Source organism: Stappia stellulata, assembly GCF_020176715.1.
GTDB lineage: Bacteria > Pseudomonadota > Alphaproteobacteria > Rhizobiales > Stappiaceae > Stappia.
Window position 1 is genome coordinate 222320 of the sequence record NZ_JAIVMF010000004.1, and the last position, 20733, is coordinate 243052.

The window sequence follows — 20733 nt, forward strand, 5'->3', positions numbered from 1 at the left end:
GGCGGATTAGAATTCGGAAATTTCAGATTTTTTAGAAAATTATACTGATAACACACGCAAATCGTGTAAAATTGTTATTTTGGTTGCATTAGAAACTCAGCATCATCCGGCCAAATTCACTTGTAAGTTGAGTTGTCGAATGTCACTCTTCTCTCATAGGTAGATTTCTCAAATTCTTCTAATTTATCGCGATGCGAGGACGCCATGTTTGACATCACCACAGTGCGCGAAATCGATTACGGCCCGAACAGCGTTGTCTATGTCTATCAGGACCACGACAATCCCAAGCTCTGGTACATGGTGCCGGTTCCCACGCTGCGGACGTTGAATGGCGCTCCCGCCTTCTCGATCACCGAATACACCAAGAACGGCGGGGGGATCTCGGGGCTTTGCACCTTCGAGATGGAGCTCGTCCAGCCGCTGGCGGCCCGTCAGGCCGCGGAGCAGGTGCTGGGCGACGACATCAGCTGGGGCGGGTTCACCTGGGTCGGCGGCACGGCCTATTTCTACTATGACATTGAGGGCGAGACGGAGGTTCTGGCGGTCGAGCCCACCCTCTACGGGACCAATGTCGCGGCCTTCCAGATCCCGCTCGAGACACCGGAGGCGCTGAACACCTTCAAGGCCGCCTATTCCGAAGGCGGCGGCGCCTCGCCCTTCCGCATCGAATACGACATGCAGGTGCTGACCAAGCTTCTCGGCGCCAAGGCCACGGTCAAATACGTCGCCGAAGCCGCCATCCACTACGAGAAGACCTACAAGACGGTTCGCGATACCTGGGGCAACCAGAAACGGGTCCTGCAGGACGTCAAGCAGGTGTTGCAACAGTCGGGCGCGGGCGAGGTGCATGTGGAAATCGGCGCCGGCAGCACGCAGGAGCTGGAGCAGCGCGTGCGCGACTGGGGCTGGACGACGCTGGAAAACCAGGTGGCGAACACCGTCGCGGCCGCCGCGACCATGGCCACCGGCCCCAATCCGGTGTCGGCGACAACCTCCTTCGAGCAGACCTACAGCGAAGACACGGTGATCGACTGGTCGACGCCGGTATCCAGCTTCATGCGCAAGTTCTCGAGCGAGGAATGGAACAAGCTCTTCATCAAGGTCGACAACCGCAAGCTGTCGGTGGTGTTCAACCTGATCGGTCAGCTGACCCGTACCGACAATGGCGATGCGGTCGCCGAATCCGTAACGGTCACCGTGACTTATCCCACCCGCACGACGGACAACACCTTCGTGCTGATCGTCAAGGACGGCGACCAGTCGTCGATGATCTACGAAGCGCCGGGAGACTTTTCCGGCGGGTCTTACAACGCCGAGTACAGCTATTCCTATGTCATCGCGTTCAAGGACGGGACGAGCTTCCAGAGCGACCCCGTCACAACGTCCGACACATTGATCAACATCACGCCGAATGTCTTCGGCACGCGTCAGGTCAGCTTTATCGGGCAGTCCATTCCGTTCCTAACCGCCTCGTCCCCCAACGGCGCCGTCAAGACGGTCAATATCGACTTCTTCTTCGCGCCGCCCTCCGGCAGTCCCGCGATCGTTCAGACGAAGACGATGACCGGAAACGGCGAAGAGAGTGCGGTTCTTTTCGACAGCTTCTACAATCTCCCGATCGGGCAGGCCTACAGCTATCGGCTGCGCTACCAGATGGCGGACAATTCCGAGGTGATCTCGCAACCGCCCGGTGCGCTGTCGAGCGCTCCCGACAACACGAACTCCGGGAATGCGGATATCGTGTTCGTGAAGGATCCGAAGGGGTTGTTCACCCAGTTCACCCTGCGCGCCTTCAACTATGCCAATCAGTCGCAGGACCTCCTGCTGGTCGATGTCAACGCCCAGTATTTCGATCCGGCGAACGACCCCAACAGCTGGCTGTTTGAAAACACCTGGTCGAACTGGCAGCCGACCGGACTTCTCAGCTTCGCCGAGCCGCGCTGGAACTTCCAGGCGGTCGATAACACCAATTCGGCCTATTACAACATCGCTGGCACGATCTTCTACTCGGACGGCACCGACTTCACGCTCGCGAACTACAAGCAGTCGAGCGAGTACAAGACACTGACGATCACCAATACGATCGAGAATTACAGCGTTCTTGTCGACACCACCCTGATTGACTGGACCAAGGTGGCCAGCGTCAATCTGACGATGTTCCAGTTGAAGAAAACGGCGAAGGAACGCTTTGGCGACACGCTTCCCGATTTCTTCACCAAGCCGCGCGAGGAGATGACCAGCGAGGAACGGGCGACCGCGCTCGGGTCGCAGGACAACCTGCTGCTGTTCAGCATTCTCAGCCCGGCCGGAACGCCGCAGGTCGACGATCTCAACCGCTACTATGGTGTCCAGCGGCTGCGCGACGACCCGCTCGTCGAGTTCTATTACACCGCCGTTTACGTGATGAAGAGCGACGGCGAACAGCGCACGCTGACGGACCAGAAGGTGGAAGGAAAGCTGTCGGTGGAATTGCCGGCGCTACCGCCGACCACGGTCAAGCCCGGTATCGTGCGTCACAGCATCGAGCCCGAGGCGCTCGCAGCCCATATGCGCGTCGCGGGCTAGGGCAATGGCCGACGCCCTGTCCATGGATGGCGTCGGCGCGGGCCAGGGTGGCGGCGGGGTGGCCGCCAGCTTTTCCGCGCTGCGGGGCCTTGCCAGGGCCGCCACCGACGATGCCGCGATGCTGGCAGCGGCGGTGGCGCGGTGTGCGCCTTCCGCGTCGTCGTCGGCACCGAGCCGGCTTACGCCGGCCGGTGCGCCACTGGAGGCGGCGGTCGTGTGGCCGGCGCCGGGGCTGCGGGTCAGCCTCGACCCTTGTCCGGATGCCTCGCCGGGCGTGCGTGTGCGGTCCTGTCGCACCGATATCGCGGAGCCTTTTACGGCGGAGCAGGCCGATGTGATGGCGCGCGTTGCGCTGTGGCGCAAGGAGCATCCTGGCCGCTACGGCGGCTGGCTTGGCCTGCGCGTCGTCGACGGGGAGTTGCGCAAGAAACTCTATCTCGACGTGCCGCAGGGCTGTTCCTGGGAGACGTTCGAGACGCAAACCGTCGGGGCGCCGGCGGTGCTGCCGCGCCGGCAGATCCGGCTGACGATGATCGGCCTCGATCCTGTGTCGGGCGGGGTGGAGCTCTACTATCGCTGCGGCCGGCTGTTCCCGCCCGAGATTGACACGCTGCTGCGCCGCTTCGCGCTGGCGGAGCGCGGGGCGGAGGTCGTGGAATTCATCGCGGCGCTGACGCAGCGCACGGTCCGCTTCGAGTTGCCCTCCTTCGACATGGGTTTCAGTTGCGCCTTCGATGCGCAGGGCCGGGCGCGGGTCTTCACCTGGTATTCCAACGCCCGGGCGCTGCTTGGCCCGCCGGCGCGGGGGCGGGCCGCGTTGTTGCGCATTGGAACCGAAGCCGGCTGGCCGATGGCCGATTACGAGGCGCTGAGCCGGCCGGACGCGCAGGGTCGCGTGCCCGAACACGGGCTTGTCGGCGTGATGCTGGCTGACGGGCACCCCCTGCAGGCAACCGCAACGGTCGCGCTGTCGCCGCCCGATGCGGCGGTGCCGCGCGCAGCCATCGCGGGCGAGGGCTGCCATGCGTGACGGGGATCTCGACGGCCTTCTTGCCCTGCAATGCGCATCGGGCGCCTTTCCCTCCACGGTCGAGGGGCCGGAGGGTCGTGTCGCAGACGAAACCTGTTTCGTTACCGCGCAGGTCGCGCTGATCCTGGCCTCGCTTGCCCGACAAGGCGCGACGGCGTGTGAAACGCAGCCCGTCGCCTTGCGCCGGGCGCTGGCGCGGGCGCTCGACTTTGTCGAGACCTGCGCGGTGCCGGAGGTGCCCGGCGCGTTTTCCTTCTACCCGCCCGACGGCACTGCACGGCTCGCCATTCGCCTGCCGGCGGATGCCGATGACACGGCGCTTGCCTGGATGGCGCTGATCGCCGGCGGACGCCGGTCGCCGCAAGACGCCGCAACGGTCCTTGCCCGGCTTTTCGCCGGCCATGGCGTTCGTGCCCCGCGTCGCGGCGATCCGCCTTTCGTGCGCGCGCCGATGGTCCGGACGTGGCTTGAGGCGGAGGCCCCGGCAAATCCGGTCGACCTGATCGTCAATCTCAATGTGCTGGCGAGCCTTGCCGCCGCCGGTGTCAACCCGGATGCGCATGACGGGTTCGCGGCGCGGCTTTCTGCGCGTCTCGCCGCCGCCTTGCCGCAGGATCCGCCGTCCCTGTCGCAACTGCGCATGCTGGCGCCTTTTTATGCGCATCCCCGCGAACTGGCCGAGGCGCTGGCGCGTGCGGTCGCGGCCGGCGGTCGCGCGCTCGCCCCCGCGCTGGAGCGGATCGCACCGCATGCGGCTCCCGGAGCGCATGAGGACGACCAGCCGCTCTACTGCAATGCGCACGGGCGTCCGCTGTGGCGCTCGCCGGCCCTTCAGGCGGCGCGCCGGTGTCGGGACGGGCTGCCGGAGGATGTCCCGACGCCGTTTATTTCATCTTCGATTTCAGGAGGTTCCCATGACATTCATGCCCAGATCCGCATTCGCTGAACTGTCCGCGGGAGAATTCCCGGCGGCGCGCGCAAGCACGAAGTACATGGAGACGTTCCAGCTGTCGAAGCCCGCGCTCGGCGGCACCGACATCCGCACCTATCCGAATGTCGCGGGAAACCTCGACCTCTATACGATCGGCACCAACGACGAGATCTACCGCCTGCGCCGCGGGGAGAACGCCGAGGCGCCCTATCACGACACCAACCTGAAGATCACCGGACGCCAGCTCTTTCTCTATTCCTCGATTTCCGAAAGCAGCGATACGCCCAGTATCCTGTCGCTCGGCGGCAACGGCCAACTGCGGTTCGCCTCCTACAAGTCGACGACGGACACCTACTTCCAGCAGGAGACCAAGCCGGAGGATGCAACGGAGACCATTCGCCAGTTCCGGGCGGTGCGCGGGGCGACGAACGGCAACATCTACGTCAACGTGATGCTCGACGTTCCCGGCGAGAGCTTCGGTCTGCTGGCCAACAACTTCTTCACCCCCGGCGAGGACAAATGGAACGGCCCCGTCTGGGCGCCGCTGATGGGGCCGGGCGGGACCCAGGCCGAGGTCCTCTCGATCGCCATGGTGGAAAACAGCGTCGTGCAGTCGTCCATTCTGGCGATCAGCAAGAACTACGAGGTTCTTTATTGCGAACAGGCGAACCGCGCGACCCCGCTCAGGGTGCTTGGCTCCAAGAAGGCGACGGCGCTTTATGTTGTTGTCGACCAGGAGCAGCGGCTCAACATTTTCGCGGTGGAAAAGGACACCGGCAAGCTGCTGCTCAAGAAGCAGAGGAAGTACCAGTCCGGCACCCTCAAGCAGTTCGATGACTGGATCTATGTCGATGCGGCGCAGGATGTGAGGCTGACGCAGATCTATGCCTCGATCTGTTTTGACGGGCTGTTGCAGGTCTTCGGCATCGGCGATGACGGGCGGTTGTGGCGCGCCGGTCAGGTGCCGGGGAGCGGACGCTCCGCCGAGCCCGCCTGGAACACGCTGTTTCCGCTGGGCAACGAGATCCCCAGCGATGCGGGATCCAAGGCCTCGATCTTCGCGGTCGGCCGCGACCTCGCCGGCTATGCGGAGGCCTATACGGTGTCGGCCGGCGGCGAGCTCACGCGCTTCTGGCAGTCGCCGACCTCGCAGCAGTGGTTCGATGAACATGTCACGCTCTTTCGCGGCGACAACGAGATGGTGCCGGTGGAGACCCACGCGCTGGAACTCGTCGTGCTCGACAATGAGGGCATGCCGATGCCCTTCGCCAAGGTGTCGATCCAGGCGAGTTTCCTGGTGACGCTCTTCGTCGACGGGCGCTCCTACCGGTGCAGCCAGCTCAACAGGGTGGGGGTCGAGACAGGCCCGAACGGCAAGGTGGTGATCTATCAACGCGCCAATGCGCTCGCCGCAGCCACCCTCTACATCGAAACGCCGTCAACGCTTGCCGGGTCGCCGCTTGCGGTCGAGCCGAACCTGCAATTGCAGGAGAAGCTGGAAACGCTGTCGGTCGACGACATCAAGAACGCCAAGGACGCCTCGGGCGCCTATCTGCTGCCGGCCAAGTACCGCAGCAGCGACGAATATGCCCAAAGCCTGCAACAGATCACCCAGTCCTCGATGCAGATCGCCGGGCAGCAGGAGGTCAAGGCGAAGAAGGTCGCCTATCACGCGGTCCGGCGCGGGCGCACGGCGCGCACCTTCAGTCCGAAGCTCGACCTTGCCGCGATGAACGGCACCACCTGGGCGATCGATTTCTCCTCCGGTTTTCCGCAGTATCAGGCGATGACGCTCGATGAGGTCGCCGACTGGAAGGTGTCGAAGCTTGAGACCATGCGCGCCGCCAGCGCCGACGGCGCGGAGGTCGCCGGCTTTCTCGGCATCGACTGGGGCGACGTTTGGAATGGCATCAAGAATGCGGCCAAATCCGTCGTCGACGGCCTGGTCAAGATCGTGGTGGAGATCGTCGACGGCATTGGGCGGGTGCTGTTCGAGATCGCCGGCAAGGTGTTCGAGGCGATCATAGAGTTCGCGCAGCAGGCCTTCGATTTCGTGCAAGGCGTGTGGAACTGGCTGAAGGTGAAGCTGAAGCAGCTGTTCGAATGGCTGGCGTTCCTGTTCAACATCGGCGATTTCGTGCGCACGGCGGAGGCGGTCGAGCACAACACCCGCGTGATGCTCGACTTTACCGTCGAGGGCGTCGAGCACGTCAAGCAGATGATCCTCGGCGGCATCGACACGATGAAGGACAGCCTCAAGGCAACGGTCGACAGTTTCGTCCAGGAACTCAACAAGGCGGACAACCCGACCTACGACCAGTTCTCCAAGCAGGAGGAGATGACCGACGACCAGGCCTATCAGCTTGAGCACAACCTGTTTTCCAACGCCTATGAGGAAAATGGCGGCAACGCGAGCGAGAAGGGGGAAACCTCCGTCTCGCTGATGACCCAGACCGCGCTCTCCAGCCCGCTGGAGGGCCTGGTGACGATGCTGGAGGATCTGGCCGACAACTTCCAGTTCGGCGACGGCAAGGAGGCCTTCAACGAGGCGATCGAATATTTCACCGCCATCGGCGACAATCCGAACGAAGTGCTCAACCTCTTGATGAGCGGCATCGTCAAGGTGATGGAGAGTGTCGCGCTCTTCGCGCTTGATGCGGCGAAGGGCGTCATCGCGGTGCTGATGGACCTGATCAAAGACGTGGTGGAGGCGTTCCGCGACGTGCTGTTCGCGGAGTGGGAGATCCCGATCGTCTCCCAGCTCTACAAGTTCTTCACCGGCAAGACGCTGTCCATCCGCGTCAGCCAGATCGCCTCCTATCTGATCGCCATTCCCACGACGCTGATCTACAAGCTGGCGACCAACAAGGCGCCCTTTCCCGATCAGGCAGCACTTGACGCCTACAAGAACTACATCACCGTCGACTGGCTGAAATCGAAGTTCGGCATCCAGACGCAGAAAGCGGTTGCCTTCGATGCCAGTCAGGAAAAGGTCGTCGCCCAGATCGCGCTCGGCGTCTATGCCGGTGCCATGGGCGTGCGGATCTTCACCGACAATCTGACGGGATTCTTGAGTGCCACAGCCGCCGTGAGCGGCGACAAACCCTCCAAACTGCCGACGAACATCAAGGATTACGTCGGAACCTGGAAGCCGAAGGGCAAGTCGCTCGCCGGCCTTGCCGCCGTGCTGCTGCGCTACACCACCACTTTCGCCACCATGCCCTGGCTGATCCGGCCCGGATCGCCCGGACCGAGCTGTCCGGCGGGAGATCCCGGCTTCGGCGGCACCATCTGGATCACCCAGCTCATCTGCGGTCCGACGCGCGGGCTGTTCGTGCTGGCGCTCGTTCCGGGCGGTCGACCGCGCGTCTATACGGGCGAGATCACCATCTGTCTGTGGGGCGTCGCCAACATGATCATGGTGGCGTGGAACTACAACGACACGAAGAACAAGGACACGCTCGCCAAGCTCGGCCTGTCCCGGGCCCTGACCAACATCATTCCCGGCCAGATCGGGCGGATCCTGTTCATCCCGGACGTGCAGGACAAGACCTATTTCATTCCCGCGCTCATTGGCGGGGTGCTGCAGGTCGTCGGCTATCTGGGATCGGCCGGGGTGGCCATCGCCGAACTGGTCGAGGTCGGCCAGATGGACGAAAGCCAATTCGTCGAATGCTGATGGACAGCGCGGCCGGACGGATGTCGCCCGGCCGCCTGCTTCCGGTCAGCCGAGGTGTTCCTTGAAGAAGGCGATGGTGCGCTCTTCGGCAAGCTTGGCCGCTTCCGCGTCGTAGCGCGGCGTCGTGTCGTTGTGGAAGCCGTGGTTCACATCCGGATAGATGTGGGCCGTGTAGGTCTTGCCGGCGGCTTTCAGCGCGGCCTCATAGTCGGGCCATCCCGCGTTGATGCGCTCGTCGAGCCCGGCGTAATGCAGCAAGAGCGGCGTCTCGATGGCGGCCACATCTTCTGAGGCCGGCTGGCGGCCGTAGAAAGGCGCGCCGGCGGCCAGTTCCGGATAGGCGACCGCGATCGCATTGACCACGCCGCCGCCATAGCAGAAGCCGACGGCGCCGACCTTGCCGGTGCCGTCCTCGCGCGCCAGCAGATATTCAAAGCCCGCGAAGAAGTCGTTCATCAGCTTGGTGCCGTCGACGGTGCGCTGGAGTTCGCGGCCCTTGTCGTCGGAGCCGGGATAGCCGCCGACCGAGGTCAGTCCGTCGGGGGCCAGCGCCATGAAGCCGGCCTTGGCCATGCGCCGCGCGACGTCTTCGATATAGGGGTTGAGGCCGCGGTTTTCGTGGATCACGAGCACCGCCGGCAGCTTGTCCGTCACGCCGGCGGGGCGCACCAGATAGCCGTTCACCTCGCCATGGCCGTTCGGCGAGGGATAGGTGATGCGGCTCGCCTCGATGGAGCTGTCGTCGGGCGCGACCTGCTGGGCCAGCGCGTAGTTCGGCGACAACTGGCTGAGCAGCGCCGTCGCGGTCAGGCCGCCGACCGCGAATTTCGCGACGCGGTCGAGAAACGTGCGCCGGTCGATAATGCCATGGGCATAGAAGTCGTAGAGTTCGAGCAACTCCTGGGGAAAGTCCCGGGCGGTCTTGCGCTGTTGCGTGCCGCCGGAAAGCGTGCCGAGATCGTCCATTGTGTTCCTGCCTTCGTTGAAAGGTCCCTGTCAGGTGGCCGGGTTCTGCGCCCGGCCGACCTGTCAGAAGGAACATGGGATGGCGGATCGAATAGGCCAGATCTCTTGCGGTTTTGCACAGGCTGTTGCGTCGCGCGATCCGGTGTCCGTCTTGTAGGACCCGCGTTACGAAGTGCGGCTTGCCTTTTTCGTCCTGCTGGCCCCGGTGTTTCGCTTGCCCCCGGAGAGCGGCGCATCGGCGGGGATGGACAGGATCTCGTGCATGCGCGCAACCAGCTGGCGCGTGCGCGGCTCCATCTCCTCCGGCGCGCCGACGATATATTCCACCGTTTCCAGCGCCCTTGCGCGCTCCTGCGGCGTCTTCAGCAGGTCGGGCAGGGCGAGCAAGCCGCGCTCCGGTTCGAAGTGGGCGATCAGCGTCTGTTCGTGGATCAGCCGGGCGCGTGCGGTCGGGTCGATGGCCTCGAAGGGCGCGTGTGTCGACAGCACCTCGGTGGAGCGCTGCAGGCGGTCGTTGCGCACGGTGCCGCGGCTGTCGGCCATCAGCACCAGCATGCGCACCACCGCCTCGGCGTAGCCGCCGGTCTCCGTGTGGTCGAGTGCCGCCAGCACCTCGCGCAGGTTGCGCAGTTCCGTTTGCGGCTTGTGCGCGCGCTTCCTGGCGTGGTCGGCGCCGAACCAGGCCGCGATCGGGCTGGCATAAAGCGACAGGAAGGTCATTTCGGTCGCCATCGCGCGCAAGTCGCGCACCAGGTTCCAGCCTTCTTCCACCGTGTCCGCCCAAAGCCGCTCCAGCGTCAGGAAGGGATTGTGCGGATCGGCGGGACGGCGGCTGGCGCGTGTCTGGTCGGCCATGGAACGCGATCCCGCCATCAGCGGATTGGCGGAGGCGAGCAGGCGTCGCTGCAGGCGCAAGGGGTGCAGGGCGCGCGTGACCTCGGCCGATTGCGCGCTCACGCCTGCCTGGACGAGCGGCCGCAGCGTCGTGTCATACGCTTCGGCGATATTCTCCGACAGCCGCGCCACGGCGGCGAAGGCAAACTCCTCGTCGCGGTCGTCGTTGCCGACCGCCTCGATGTCGGAAAACCGGCGCTTGTGGAAGGAGACGGTGAAGCGCTTCTCATGCCCCTTGCCGACGATATCCTCGATGGTCATTTCGTAGAGACCGGGAGGAAGCGCCTCGATGGTCTTCAGCGTCGAGGCCATCTGCGTGTGTTCGCGCCGGGCGACCGAGGAGGACACGAAGATGCCCAGATGCCCGACCTGCTCGTGCACCATGTAGACGATGCGCTGGCCGCAGATCTCGATCTCGCGCTCGTCGGAATAGGTGTCGACGATCCAGTTCAGCGCCTGTTGCGGCGGCGTGATGTTGTCGCCGTGGGAGGCGAAGACGATGACCGGCGCGCGGATCGCCTTGGGGTCGATCGGACGTCCGGTTTCCAGCCGTGCCTCGTTGCGCGACAACTTATTGCCGACGAAGAGGTTTTCCACGATCCAGCGGATTTCGGCTTCGTTCATCAGGTAGAAACCGCCCCACCACTTCTCGAACTCCAGGAAGCGGGTGTCGCCGTCGTCGATGGTGGCGAAGAGGTCGTAATACTTGCGGAACCAGGTGCGCCCGGGATTGAGCGTCTCGAAGTTCATCACCAGATCCGCGCCGTCGAAGACGCCGTTGCCGAGATCGGAGGAGACGAGCGCGGGCAGGACGCCGCCCAGAATGCCGCCGCTGTAGCGCATCGGGTCCTGGCCGAGCCGGCCCGACCAATAGGCCATCGGGGCGCCGTTCAGCACGATCGGGCCGGTCAGATCCGGGTTGGTGGCGGCGAGAATGGCGGTGGCCCAGCCGCCCTGGCAGTTGCCGACGACGACCGGACGGGGCGCCTCGGCATGGCGGCGATGCACCTCGCGCAGGAACTCCGCTTCCGCGTCGGTGACATCGGCGAGCGTTTGCCCGGGTTCGGGCATCGGACGGAAGGCGACGAAATAGACCGGGTGACCGTCCTTGAGCGCGACGCCCACCTGGCTGTCCGGCTTGAAGCCGCCGATCCCCGGTCCGTGGCCGGCGCGCGGGTCGATGATCACATAGGGGCGCTTCCAGTCGAACACCTCGACGCCGGCCGGAGGCGTGATCTGCAAGAGCATGTAGTTGCAGGGGCGGGGAAGGTCGGCCCCGTCGACAACCGTCTCATAGTCATAAATGAGAACCGGCGGCGCGCCGGCGGCCTCATGGGAGATGAAGATGTCGCCCCGCTTGCGCAAGGTGTCGAGGGTGAGGAGCGCCCGTTGGCCGGCGTCTGTCGCATAATCCGCGCCCGCCTGCAGCAGGGCGTCGGGCGTTGCGAGCTGCGCCAGGCTGGCAAAGAGACCCTTCCAGGCGGCCTCGGCCGCCGCGCCGCTTTGCTCGGAGGTCTGCTGCAGGCGGCGCGCATGGCGCTTGAAGGCGGTCTGGCACAGCCGGTGCTGGCGCGCGGCCGCCTCGTTCCACTGCTCGGCATCCTGCAGGCGTTGCTCGAAAAGGCGGTCTTGCATGTCGAAACCTCGATGCGTCAGCCGACGATGTGATAACCGCCGTCGATGGGGTGGATGCCGCCGGTGACATTGGTCGCCTCGTTGGAGGCGAGGAACGCGGCATAGGCGCCGATGTCCTCGATGCTGGCCAGATGCCGGCTCGGGGTGCGGGCCGCATTGGCCGCCATCAGCGCGTCGAAATGATCGATCCCGCTGGCTGCGCGGGTGGCGAGCGGTCCGGGCGACAGCGCGTGAACGGAGATGCGCTTGGGACCGAGTTCGGCGGCGGCGTAGCGGGTCACCGATTCCAGCGCCGCCTTGACCGGGCCCATTATGTTGTAATGGTCGACGACCTTTTCAGACCCGTAGAAGGACACCGTCATGCAGGTCCCGCCATGCGGCATCAGCGGCTCGGCCCGGCGGATCATGCGCAGATACGAATGCACCGAGATGTCCATCGCCGTGGCGAAGCCGTCGCGCGAACAGTCGATCACCCGGCCGTGCAGGTCGTCCTTCGGGCAATAGGCGATGGAGTGAAGCAGGATGTCGAGCTTGCCCCAGCGGGTCTCGATGGCCTCGAACACCGCATCCATCTCGTTGTCTTCGGTGACGTCGAGCGGGGCGACGATCTCCGCGCCGAGCTTTTCGGCCAGCGGCCGCACATGCGGCTCCGCCTTGGCATTCAGATAGGTGACGGCCAGATCGGCGCCCTGGCGGCGAAACGCCTGCGCGCAGCCCCAGGCGATGGACTGGTCGTTGGCGATGCCGACCACAAGCGCGCGCTTGCCTTTGAGGGAGAACATGGAGTGGCCCAGGGTTTGTTTTCGGTCGTGGTGCAGCGCAGCATGACCGAAAAACATGTCGCAATCGTGAAGAGAACCGCTCGTGTTCCCGAAGGGAACGCGTGAAGGCGTGTCTGTTGTCCGCCATGGCGTGACAACGGCGGATCGCAGGGTCGGACAGCCTGGATCCCGACTGTTTACGAACACTTCAAGTTATATGCCGATATTGGAGGAAGTGACCGCAACCCGCCGTTGATTTCCGGGGGGCGACAATCGAGCGGTTTTGTCAGCGGGTGAAGATTTGAGCGAACGTGAGAGCCAATATGCGCTCCTTCTTGGCAACTATCGCCCGACGATGGTGATTGCCCGCGAACTCAGGGCGCGCGGTTACCGCGTGGCAACGGGGCTCGACGGCTTCGAACGCGGGGCGGCGCTGTCGCGTCATGTGGATCGCCTCTGGACCCATCCGAAGCTCGAAGAGGATGAGGCCGCCTTCGCTCACGCGCTGTCAAAGGTGCTGGCGCGGCGCGACGACATTCGCCTGGTGGTGCCGGTCTCGGAGCCCTATGTGCGCTTCTTCGCCCGCGGGGAGGTCGTCCTGCCGAGCGGGGTCACGGCGATGATGGTGGCGCCGCAACTGGTAGAGGCCTGCCTCGACAAACGGCGGATGATGGCCATCGCCGAGGCCACCGGCGTGCCGGTCGCACCTTTCGCGGAAGTCTGCGACTATGCGGAGCTGATCGGCGAAACGGAACGCATTGGGTTTCCGGTCGTCATTCGCTCGCTCTCCTCGTCTCACCGCCTGCTCGGCGAGAAGGCGGTGACGGTGGAGGACCGCGCCGCGCTGGAGCTGCTCTTGCCGGACTGGCCGGAGGGGCACCCTGCGCTGCTGGTGCAACGCCGGGCCTCGGGGCCGCGACAGAACCTTTATTTCTCGGCACGCGACGGACGGATCGACAGCCTGTTGCATGTGGAAATCAGCCGCACCGACCGGCTCGACGGAGCCGGGCTGGCGGTCGAAGGGGTGGCCGGGGCGACCGACCCGGACCTTGGCAGATACACCGCGGCGATGATCGAGGCGCTTGACTATTCCGGGATCGGCTGCGCGCAATTCTTGGTGGATCCGGAAACGGGTGCGACCTGTTTTCTGGAGATCAATCCCCGCTTTGCGGGCAATCACGCGATCCCCGCGGCCTGCGGACTGGAGCTGACCGACCGGCTGCTGGATGTGTGTCTTTCGCTCGATCGGCGACACGAGCCGGCGCCGCGGCCGCCACGCACGCCGCTCCGCTATTGCTGGCTCGCGGGCGACCTGCTTGGCGCCAAGGTCGCCTGGCGGCAAGGTCAGGTTTCGAACGGGGAAGCCTGCCGCTGGCTCGGGCGGGCCATTCGCGCCCGTTGGCGGGCGCAACTCGATGTCGGTTTCGACTGGCGCGATCCGCTGCCCGGTCTTCTTGCGATCCTCGATGTTCTTCCCGGCATCGGCAAACTCGTCCGGATGTGGAAAATACACCCGGGCCGTTTTGCCAAAGACAGTCTCTAGCGAGGTTTGACATGCATCGAGCGACAGACCGGTCGTTGGCGACGGCGAAACAGGTCATGTTCCATCGCGATTTGGCGTCGGAGGCGGAAAGCCCTGTGCCCTCGATGGCAGACGGTGGCGTGTCCGCCGCAAGGGGAGCCGATGTGCGGGTGGAAGACGTTGCCGCCGAGGACTGGGACCGCCTGGTGCTCGGGTTCGACGACGCGGTTCAGGAGCAGCTCCAGAGCTTCAACGAAGTGCGCCGGGCGCCGGAGCAATTGCGCCGGCTTGCCGTCTACGCAAACGGCGAACTGACCGGCGGCGTGCTGCTGCGTCTGGTGAAGGTGCCGGTGTTTGGCTTGACGATCAACTCCGCGCGCTGGGGCCCCGTATGGCGGCGAGGCGGCAAAGCCGTGACCCCGGAAACGCTCGAGCTGGTCTTGCGAGCGGTGACAGACGAGGTGTGCCGGCGCAAAAAGGGGTATTTGATGATCATGCCCCGGCCCGAGCCGGATCTTCAGGACGCGCCGGTCGCGGCCCTGGAGCGGATCGGCTTTCAGAGCATGGCCCCGTTCGCCAATCCCCTGCGATATTTCGCAAGGGTTGATCTGGATCCGGACGCGATGCGGGCGAATTTTTCCCAGAAATGGCGATACAACCTCAAAAAGGCGGAAGCGGCCGGGTTGCAAACCGAACTGGTAGAGGGCGAGGCGGGACTGAACGAGGTTCTCAGCCTCTATCGCGAGATGCTGGCACGCAAGAAGTTCGTCGATTATTCGCCGATCGACACCCTGGCGCACAGACTGGCCAATCCGCTGACGCGCTTGCGCCCGCGCATGTTCGTCACCCGCAAGGACGGCGTTCCCCTTGCCATGGCGGTGGTCGACTGTTGCGGCGACACGGCGGCATTCCTCTACGGCGCGACGGCGGACGACGCATTGCCGACGCGGGCAGGGTATGCGCTGCAATGGGCGGTGCTTTGCCATCTGTCTCGCGACCCGGCGATGCGCTGGTATGCGCTTGGCGGTGCCGGTTCGGCGACCTGTCCCCTGCATCAGTTCAAGCGCGGGCTGGTCGGAAAGGCCGGGGTGATCCTCCACGAACGCCCCGCGCATGTCATCGCCAGCGGCAAATACGAGGCGGTGATCGGGCGACTGGCTATGGCGGTTCGGGATGCGCGTGATCGGCTGCGCGAGCCGCTTGCCCAACTGCTTCCCGTTCGACTTGGCCGCTAGGGTGCGGTCCCGCCGAATGAGGTTGCCGGGGAAGAGGGCTCTCCCGTGACAGCGGGCGTGCAAAGCCGGCCGGGTGCCCGGCCGGGCGCGTCGTGCGCGCAAGGGGGCGTCATGTCTTTTGCATCCGGCCGGACCTTTCGCATCTTGCCGTGCGGCATTGGGGCCGAACATTGGGAGCGTTTGGCGTCATGCTGGCGATCCTGACAAGGCTTTCGGTGCTGACGCTCGCCCGGCTCTTCGGCGCGGGCGCCGTGTTGCTGGCGACGCTGGTGATCGCGCGCGCCTTTGGCGCCGACGCAACGGCGGCCTATGCGCTGGCGGTGTCCGCCTCCGGGGTGCTCGCGGTCCTGATGCTCGTCGGCTTTCAGGCCTTCGCCCAGATCCTCACGGCGGAATACGCCGCGCGGGGTCAGGACGACCGCCTGCACGGACTGGTGCGGGCGGGCCTGCGCAACGTGCTGGTCGCCTGCGTCCCCGTCGCGGGGGTCGCCTTGCTGGTGCTGCTCGCGCCGGGCGCGGGGCCGGGTCTCGCCGAGGGGGGCTTGCGGTCGCAGGTGATCGTTGCCGTGTGCCTGACCGCGCCCGGCGTGGCGCTCACCCTGTTCAACGGCGCGGTCCTGACCGGCCTGCAGCGGCCCGGCGAAGCGCAGATCGCCGACAGTCTCGGCCGGCCCGTGCTGATCCTCGTGTTCGTTTCAGGCCTTGCCTTCATCATGCCGGGCGTGTCCGCCGGCTGGATCCTCGCGGGTCTGACGATCGCCGTCTGGAGTGCGGCAGCGGTGCAGGGCTGCTTCCTGTATCGCGCGCTGCGCAAGCGGCCGGCGCCGGTTGCACGCGAAACCCGGCGCTGGTGGTCGATGGCCCCGCCCTGGCTGACCATATCCCTGATCTGGGAATATGTGATCGAACTGCATTTGCTGCTGGCATCCCTGGTGGCTGCCCCGGTCGAGATCGCCCTTTTGCATGTCTGCTTCCGCTTTCGCGTGCTGGCCGGGTTCGGGGTTCGCTCGATCTATTCGGTGTTTCAGCCGAAGATCCTTGCCGCGCAGGCCCTGGACGACCGGGCGGCGGCGAGCCGGCTGATCGCGCTCACCAACGGATTGTCGGTCGGCTATGCGCTCGCCGCCTTTGCCGGCCTGTGGCTGGTCGGCCCGTTCTTCCTGTCGTTGTTCGGGCCGGAGTTCGCCGACGGCCTTCCGTTGCTGTTGGTATTGTGCGGGACTTTCGTCCTTCGGGCCGTGTTCGGGCCGGCCCTTTCGGTTCTGAGCGGGGCAGGGCGGCAGCGTGAGATCGTCGCAATCCTGATCCTGTCGCTGCCGCTGTCCGCCGGTTTGATGTTCGCGCTCTATCCGTTGCTCGGCATTGTCGCCGCCGGCATCGCCTACACTGCGTCGACGGGCTTCGCCGCCGGCGCGATGTGGTGGATGGCGCGCCGGCGTCTTGGTATCGACTGCGCCGTGTGGGGTGGCCGGGCGGGCTGACCGTGCGGCGGCAAGGGCGAGCCTGCGGCGTACCGCCCGGGCGCGCCGGTCGGAAAGGGCGCGCGCAACGCTCCTCCGGTTCTCACGCCTTGAAGGCGTCGGCCCATTGCCGGGGGCTGCAAGCTCTGGTCTGATGCAATCCTTGGTAAAATCTTGTTTGGATTGCGCATTGATGTCCGAAAACACGCCGCCGCGCGAGCGCCTCTCTTCCTGTCCGCCTGAAACCTCCGGCTTCAGGACGCCGGAGGCGCTGGTCTGGGGCGTGTTCCTGGGGGCGGCCGGTGTCGCGCTCGCAGCCCTTGTGCTTTCCGGCGCGGAGATCTGGACGCTGGACTATTGGGGAAGCGAGGACCGCTCCGCTGTCCTGCGCAATTTGGGGCTTTTGGTGATTGCCGCTCCGGCGCTCTATTTGGCCTGGAAACGCACCACCACGGCCTCCCGGCAGGCCGATATCGCCAACGAGAACAAGGAAATCTCCAACAGGCAACAGCGTGTCGCGGAACGCGGCCTCAACATCGACCGCTACCAGAAGGGCGCGCAAATGCTTGAGAGCCAGGAACTGTCAGTGCGCATCGCCGGCATTTATGGCTTGCGCGAACTGGCAATGAGCGATCCGGAGGAGAGCTATATTCTGGTGCAGTCGCTGCTGTTTGCCTTCATCCGGGAGAAATCGAAGGAGCGGAAACTGGTTTCGCCCGAGGCTGACGCGAACAAGAAGGATACCAAGAGCCTGACTTATGAGGACCTCGGTCCGGATATCTGTGAAGCATTGACCGCTACGATTGAGTTGCGTTTTTCCATCTCGACCGCAACGGACTTGGAAGAGGCAGCGGCTTGGTGCCCTAATCTTGCGGACGCCAATCTGTCAGGCGCAAATATCTTATGCGCGAATCTGTTCGGCGCGGGCCTTGTTGGCGCTAACCTATCTGGCGCGGAGCTATGGCATGCCAATCTGTCCGACGCGTGTCTTGATCACGCCGACCTGACCGGTACGGAGTTGGTATTCGCGAACCTGCGTGGCGCGAACCTAAGAGAGGCCAAACTGTCCGATACGATTCTTACGCATGCTAATCTTGCTGATACGATCATTGATGACGCTGATCTGTCCGGCGCGCGCTTCTTGGGCTCCAAGTTAGCCGATGCGGATCTTTCAGGGTGTGATCTTTCTGGCGCGATTCTTTGGAGTGCCAATCTGTCAAATGCGGACCTTGCGGATATCGCGCTCGATGAAGATACCGACCTCACCGGTATCTGGGCCTGGGCTGATCGCCCGCCCCAAAACATGCCGCCTGAGATCGAGGCCGCCATCGAGCTGCGCGATCCGGCCGGGTGCGAAGAAGGCGACTGATCCACTTCCGTGAGCCCAACCCTCCGCCGTCACCCAGGCTCCCGAGCCGGGGTCCAATCCACGTTTCCGTGCGCTCCGAGGTATCGGGAGGCGGGGCGCTGCGAACCGCGTTGCGACCCACACCTGCCGAGGGCGCCAATGGACCCCGGATCTCCGCTTGCGCGGCGTCCGGGGTGACGGGCGGTGATGGGAGCGAGGTGCCGCGACCCGTCAGGAAAATGCCAGGTCCAACGGGACACCGGGACGAGCGATCCTCTGCAAATGGATCGTGCAGATGCGCCGTCGAGGATCGCCGACCGATGCTCACGCCTTGAAGGCGTCGGCCCATTCGGGGTGCTTGCGGCGCTGGGCGTTGACGAAGGGGCAGAGCGGCAGGATCAGAAATCCGCCGGCGCGGGCGTCCTCGACCAGCCGCGCCACCAGCGCATGGCCGACGCCGGTGCCGCGTAGGCTGTCGGGCACGCCGGTGTGATCGGCGATCACCAGCGTGTCGCTGGCGACCGAAAAGGTCAATTCCGCCGGCTCCTTGTGGTTCGCCACCGTGGCGAGATAGCGTCCCTTGGCGCCGCTGCTCTCCAGTTCGATGGTGATGGCTGTGTCCGTCATGTCCGCATGTCCCTCTCAAGATGCGGCGCGTGGCGCGCGCCCTTTTTCACAAGCGAAGCCGGACCGGAGCCTGCAGGCAAGCCCCGATCCGCAAGCCGTGTCACTGCGCGGCGAGGTCGAAGAGCAGGAGTTCCGCGTCTTCCTGCGCGGTGATGCTCAGCGCGCCGGGCGTGTCGAGGCCCAGTCCGTCACCGGCCTTGAGCGTCCGACCGTTGACGGAAACCGTCCCGCGCACGAGCTGGATCCAGGCCTTGCGGCCCTCGGCGAGAGCGTGGGAGACGCCCGCCTGCGGTTTCAGCAGCGTGCCATAGAGCGCCACATCCTGATGGATGGTGACGGAGCCGTCGCGGCCATCGCGGGATCCGAGCAGCACGAGCCGTCCGTTGCGGTCTTCGGGCGGGAACGTCTTTTGCTCGTATCCCGGCTCCAGTCCGCCACGCTCCGGCAGGATCCAGATCTGCAGGAAGTGGACGGGCGCATCCTTTGAGTGATTGTATTCGCTGTGCCGGATGCCGGTGCCGGCGCTCATGCGCTGGAGATCGCCGGGCCGGATCACGGAGCCGGTGCCGATGGAATCCTTGTGCTCCAGCGCGCCCTCCACGACATAGGACAGGATTTCCATGTCCCTGTGCGGATGGGTGCCGAAGCCGGCGCCGGGCGCCACGCGGTCCTCGTTGATCACGCGCAGCGCACCGAAGCCCATGTGGTCTTCATCGTAATACTGGCCGAAGGAGAAGCTGTGGCGGCTGTCCAGCCAGCCGAAATCGGCCCGGCCCCGCGCATCGGATGGGCGATGGATCTGCATCCCGTTGGTCCTTTTCGTCAGGGCGCCCGGCCGTGTGCCGGTCCGCCGGTTTCAACGATCTGATCCCAAGGTGGGTCTTGCGGGGCGTCCCGGCAATCGGCGCAATGGTGGGCGCACTGTTCACGTTTTGCGAACAAGGCGATGTCTCGGCGGGCGATTGGCCGCACCGTCTATGTCGCCTGTCCCGTCTGCGCCGCGCACAGGTCGGCGGCCGTGGCGAGATCGGCATCCCGGCGGGTCGCGAGCGTTGTTGCAAAGGCGTCGGCCAGCGGCGCCTTGCCGGTCTGGGCCGGCCGCACCAGCGTGGTGATGAAGGGCAGCGTGTGCGTCAGGCGGCGCAGCACCAGGCCCGCCGGGACGAAATCGAGCGCCGTCAGCGGGTTGATCACGGCGATGCCGACGCCTTCCGCGGCGAGCGCGCAGGCGGCGGCGCTGGTCTCGACCTCGATCACGGGGCCGTCGAGGGCCTGCGTTTGCCCGGCACATCCGGACAGCAGCGTGTCGAGCCGCGTGCGATAGGGATCGCCGCCCGCGAGACGCACGATCCTTTGCGTCGCGAGATCGTTTGGGGTCAGGTCCTGCCGTTCCGCCAGGGGGTGCGCCTGCGGCAGGACGGCGACCTCCGCGCATTCGGTGAAGCGGGTGCTGCGGACGCCGGGAGCCTCGACCTCATAGGCCGCGATGCCGATGTCGATCAGCCCCTTGGACACGGCGTTGCGGATGTCGGTGGAGGCAAGCGGGCGGATGAAGACGCTGACATGCGGATGCCCGGGGAGGAAGTCGGTGAGCGCGCGGGCGATGAACCCTTGCGCGAACGCCGGCAGGCAGGCGATGCGCAGGTGGCCGATCCGGCGTCGGCGAATGCCCTTCGCGGCTTCCTGGATCCGCAGCATCCCCTGATGGTTGTCCGCCACCACCCGCGCCAGATCGCGCGCGTCGGCGGTCGGCACGAGCCGCCCCTTGGTGCGGTTGAACAGCACCAGCCCGGTCGCGTCCTCCAGCTGTTTGATCGCGCGGGTGATCGACGGCTGGGAGGTGTTGAGCACGCTCGCGGCCGCCGTCGCCGTCCCGAGGTCGAGCACGGCGGAAAAGGCGTCGAGCTGTGCGGTCGTGATTTTCATACACCTATATCCAACATGTATCGATGGCTGGTCAAACTCTATTGGATTTGCATGATCTGTTGAGGGATATTCGGAGATAGTCACGCCAACGAAGGAAGAAAATGCAAACCGCAATCGAATATTGCATTCGCGTTTCAACCCTATCTCGGGAAGG

General features: G+C 65.0%; 14 protein-coding genes. 8 read left to right on the forward strand and 6 right to left on the reverse strand.

Translation table 11 applies throughout. The annotated features are described in order from the left end of the window. Positions 1 to 204: 204 nt before the first annotated feature. Genes LC092_RS07405 through LC092_RS07420 form a run of 4 tightly spaced genes read left to right on the forward strand, consistent with a single transcriptional unit; the run spans position 205 to position 8205 of the window. Positions 205 to 2565 carry a hypothetical protein gene (locus tag LC092_RS07405; protein ID WP_224805813.1) on the forward strand — a complete coding sequence of 787 codons (2361 nt, stop codon included), beginning with the start codon at positions 205 to 207 and terminating at the stop codon, positions 2563 to 2565. A gap of 4 nt (positions 2566 to 2569) precedes the next feature. Further along, a complete protein-coding gene (locus LC092_RS07410) occupies positions 2570 to 3595 on the forward strand; it encodes a hypothetical protein (RefSeq protein ID WP_224805814.1) in 1026 nt (341 codons plus the stop codon). Further along, positions 3588 to 4541, forward strand: coding sequence for a hypothetical protein (locus LC092_RS07415; protein WP_224805815.1), 954 nt, complete (start codon positions 3588 to 3590; stop codon positions 4539 to 4541). Before LC092_RS07410 ends, LC092_RS07415 begins: the two co-directional genes overlap by 8 nt. Continuing rightward, entirely contained in the window at positions 4510 to 8205 is a 3696-nt protein-coding gene (locus LC092_RS07420; protein ID WP_224805816.1) for a hypothetical protein, read from the forward strand. The genes LC092_RS07415 and LC092_RS07420 overlap by 32 nt, the downstream gene beginning before the upstream one ends. 45 nt (positions 8206 to 8250) lie before the next feature. Here the strand turns inward: LC092_RS07420 and yghX are convergent, their stop codons facing one another. The 3 genes from yghX to fabI all read right to left on the reverse strand — a co-directional run bounded on the left by yghX (position 8251) and on the right by fabI (position 12482). Then, the gene (yghX, locus tag LC092_RS07425) at positions 8251 to 9171 is read right to left on the reverse strand and encodes a YghX family hydrolase (RefSeq protein ID WP_224805817.1); all 921 of its coding nucleotides are present in this window, start codon (positions 9169 to 9171) and stop codon (positions 8251 to 8253) included. Positions 9172 to 9336: 165 nt separating this feature from the next. Beyond that, positions 9337 to 11700, reverse strand: a complete 2364-nt coding sequence (locus LC092_RS07430) for a DUF3141 domain-containing protein (protein ID WP_224805818.1) — start codon at positions 11698 to 11700, stop codon at positions 9337 to 9339. A 17-nt stretch (positions 11701 to 11717) separates the two neighbouring features. Further along, complete coding sequence (gene fabI, locus LC092_RS07435; RefSeq protein ID WP_224805819.1) at positions 11718 to 12482, reverse strand: enoyl-ACP reductase FabI; 765 nt, start codon at positions 12480 to 12482, stop codon at positions 11718 to 11720. 280 nt (positions 12483 to 12762) lie between these two features. Between fabI and LC092_RS07440 the strand changes: the two genes are divergently transcribed. The 4 genes from LC092_RS07440 (at position 12763) to LC092_RS07455 (ending at position 18047) form a co-directional block, all read left to right on the forward strand. Then, on the forward strand, positions 12763 to 14004 hold the full coding sequence (locus LC092_RS07440) for a hypothetical protein (protein ID WP_224805820.1): 1242 nt from the start codon (positions 12763 to 12765) through the stop codon (positions 14002 to 14004). A gap of 56 nt (positions 14005 to 14060) precedes the next feature. Next, entirely contained in the window at positions 14061 to 15218 is a 1158-nt protein-coding gene (locus LC092_RS07445) for a lipid II:glycine glycyltransferase FemX (protein WP_224805821.1), read from the forward strand. A 188-nt stretch (positions 15219 to 15406) separates the two neighbouring features. Then, positions 15407 to 16699, forward strand: a complete 1293-nt coding sequence (locus LC092_RS07450; protein WP_224805822.1) for a lipopolysaccharide biosynthesis protein — start codon at positions 15407 to 15409, stop codon at positions 16697 to 16699. 172 nt (positions 16700 to 16871) lie between these two features. Next, entirely contained in the window at positions 16872 to 18047 is a 1176-nt protein-coding gene (locus LC092_RS07455) for a pentapeptide repeat-containing protein (RefSeq protein ID WP_224805823.1), read from the forward strand. A 303-nt stretch (positions 18048 to 18350) separates the two neighbouring features. Here the strand turns inward: LC092_RS07455 and LC092_RS07460 are convergent, their stop codons facing one another. The 3 genes from LC092_RS07460 to LC092_RS07470 form a co-directional block, all read right to left on the reverse strand. Beyond that, positions 18351 to 18653, reverse strand: coding sequence for a GNAT family N-acetyltransferase (locus LC092_RS07460; protein ID WP_224805824.1), 303 nt, complete (start codon positions 18651 to 18653; stop codon positions 18351 to 18353). 100 nt (positions 18654 to 18753) lie between these two features. After that, positions 18754 to 19458, reverse strand: a complete 705-nt coding sequence (locus tag LC092_RS07465) for a pirin family protein (RefSeq protein ID WP_224805825.1) — start codon at positions 19456 to 19458, stop codon at positions 18754 to 18756. A gap of 170 nt (positions 19459 to 19628) precedes the next feature. Further along, a complete protein-coding gene (locus LC092_RS07470; protein WP_224805826.1) occupies positions 19629 to 20579 on the reverse strand; it encodes a LysR substrate-binding domain-containing protein in 951 nt (316 codons plus the stop codon). Positions 20580 to 20733: the final 154 nt, after the last annotated feature.

What these genes read in the sequence shown, in the direction of transcription:
- yghX (WP_224805817.1), bottom strand. Translation starts at nt 9,171, where the DNA reads ATGGACGATCTCGGCACGCTTTCCGGCGGCACGCAACAGCGCAAGACC.
- LC092_RS07455 (WP_224805823.1), top strand. Translation starts at nt 16,872, where the DNA reads ATGTCCGAAAACACGCCGCCGCGCGAGCGCCTCTCTTCCTGTCCGCCT.
- LC092_RS07445 (WP_224805821.1), top strand. Translation starts at nt 14,061, where the DNA reads ATGTTCCATCGCGATTTGGCGTCGGAGGCGGAAAGCCCTGTGCCCTCG.
- LC092_RS07465 (WP_224805825.1), bottom strand. Translation starts at nt 19,458, where the DNA reads ATGCAGATCCATCGCCCATCCGATGCGCGGGGCCGGGCCGATTTCGGC.
- LC092_RS07405 (WP_224805813.1), top strand. Translation starts at nt 205, where the DNA reads ATGTTTGACATCACCACAGTGCGCGAAATCGATTACGGCCCGAACAGC.
- LC092_RS07415 (WP_224805815.1), top strand. Translation starts at nt 3,588, where the DNA reads ATGCGTGACGGGGATCTCGACGGCCTTCTTGCCCTGCAATGCGCATCG.
- fabI (WP_224805819.1), bottom strand. Translation starts at nt 12,482, where the DNA reads ATGTTCTCCCTCAAAGGCAAGCGCGCGCTTGTGGTCGGCATCGCCAAC.
- LC092_RS07410 (WP_224805814.1), top strand. Translation starts at nt 2,570, where the DNA reads ATGGCCGACGCCCTGTCCATGGATGGCGTCGGCGCGGGCCAGGGTGGC.
- LC092_RS07420 (WP_224805816.1), top strand. Translation starts at nt 4,510, where the DNA reads ATGACATTCATGCCCAGATCCGCATTCGCTGAACTGTCCGCGGGAGAA.
- LC092_RS07430 (WP_224805818.1), bottom strand. Translation starts at nt 11,700, where the DNA reads ATGCAAGACCGCCTTTTCGAGCAACGCCTGCAGGATGCCGAGCAGTGG.
- LC092_RS07470 (WP_224805826.1), bottom strand. Translation starts at nt 20,579, where the DNA reads ATGAAAATCACGACCGCACAGCTCGACGCCTTTTCCGCCGTGCTCGAC.
- LC092_RS07460 (WP_224805824.1), bottom strand. Translation starts at nt 18,653, where the DNA reads ATGACGGACACAGCCATCACCATCGAACTGGAGAGCAGCGGCGCCAAG.
- LC092_RS07450 (WP_224805822.1), top strand. Translation starts at nt 15,407, where the DNA reads ATGCTGGCGATCCTGACAAGGCTTTCGGTGCTGACGCTCGCCCGGCTC.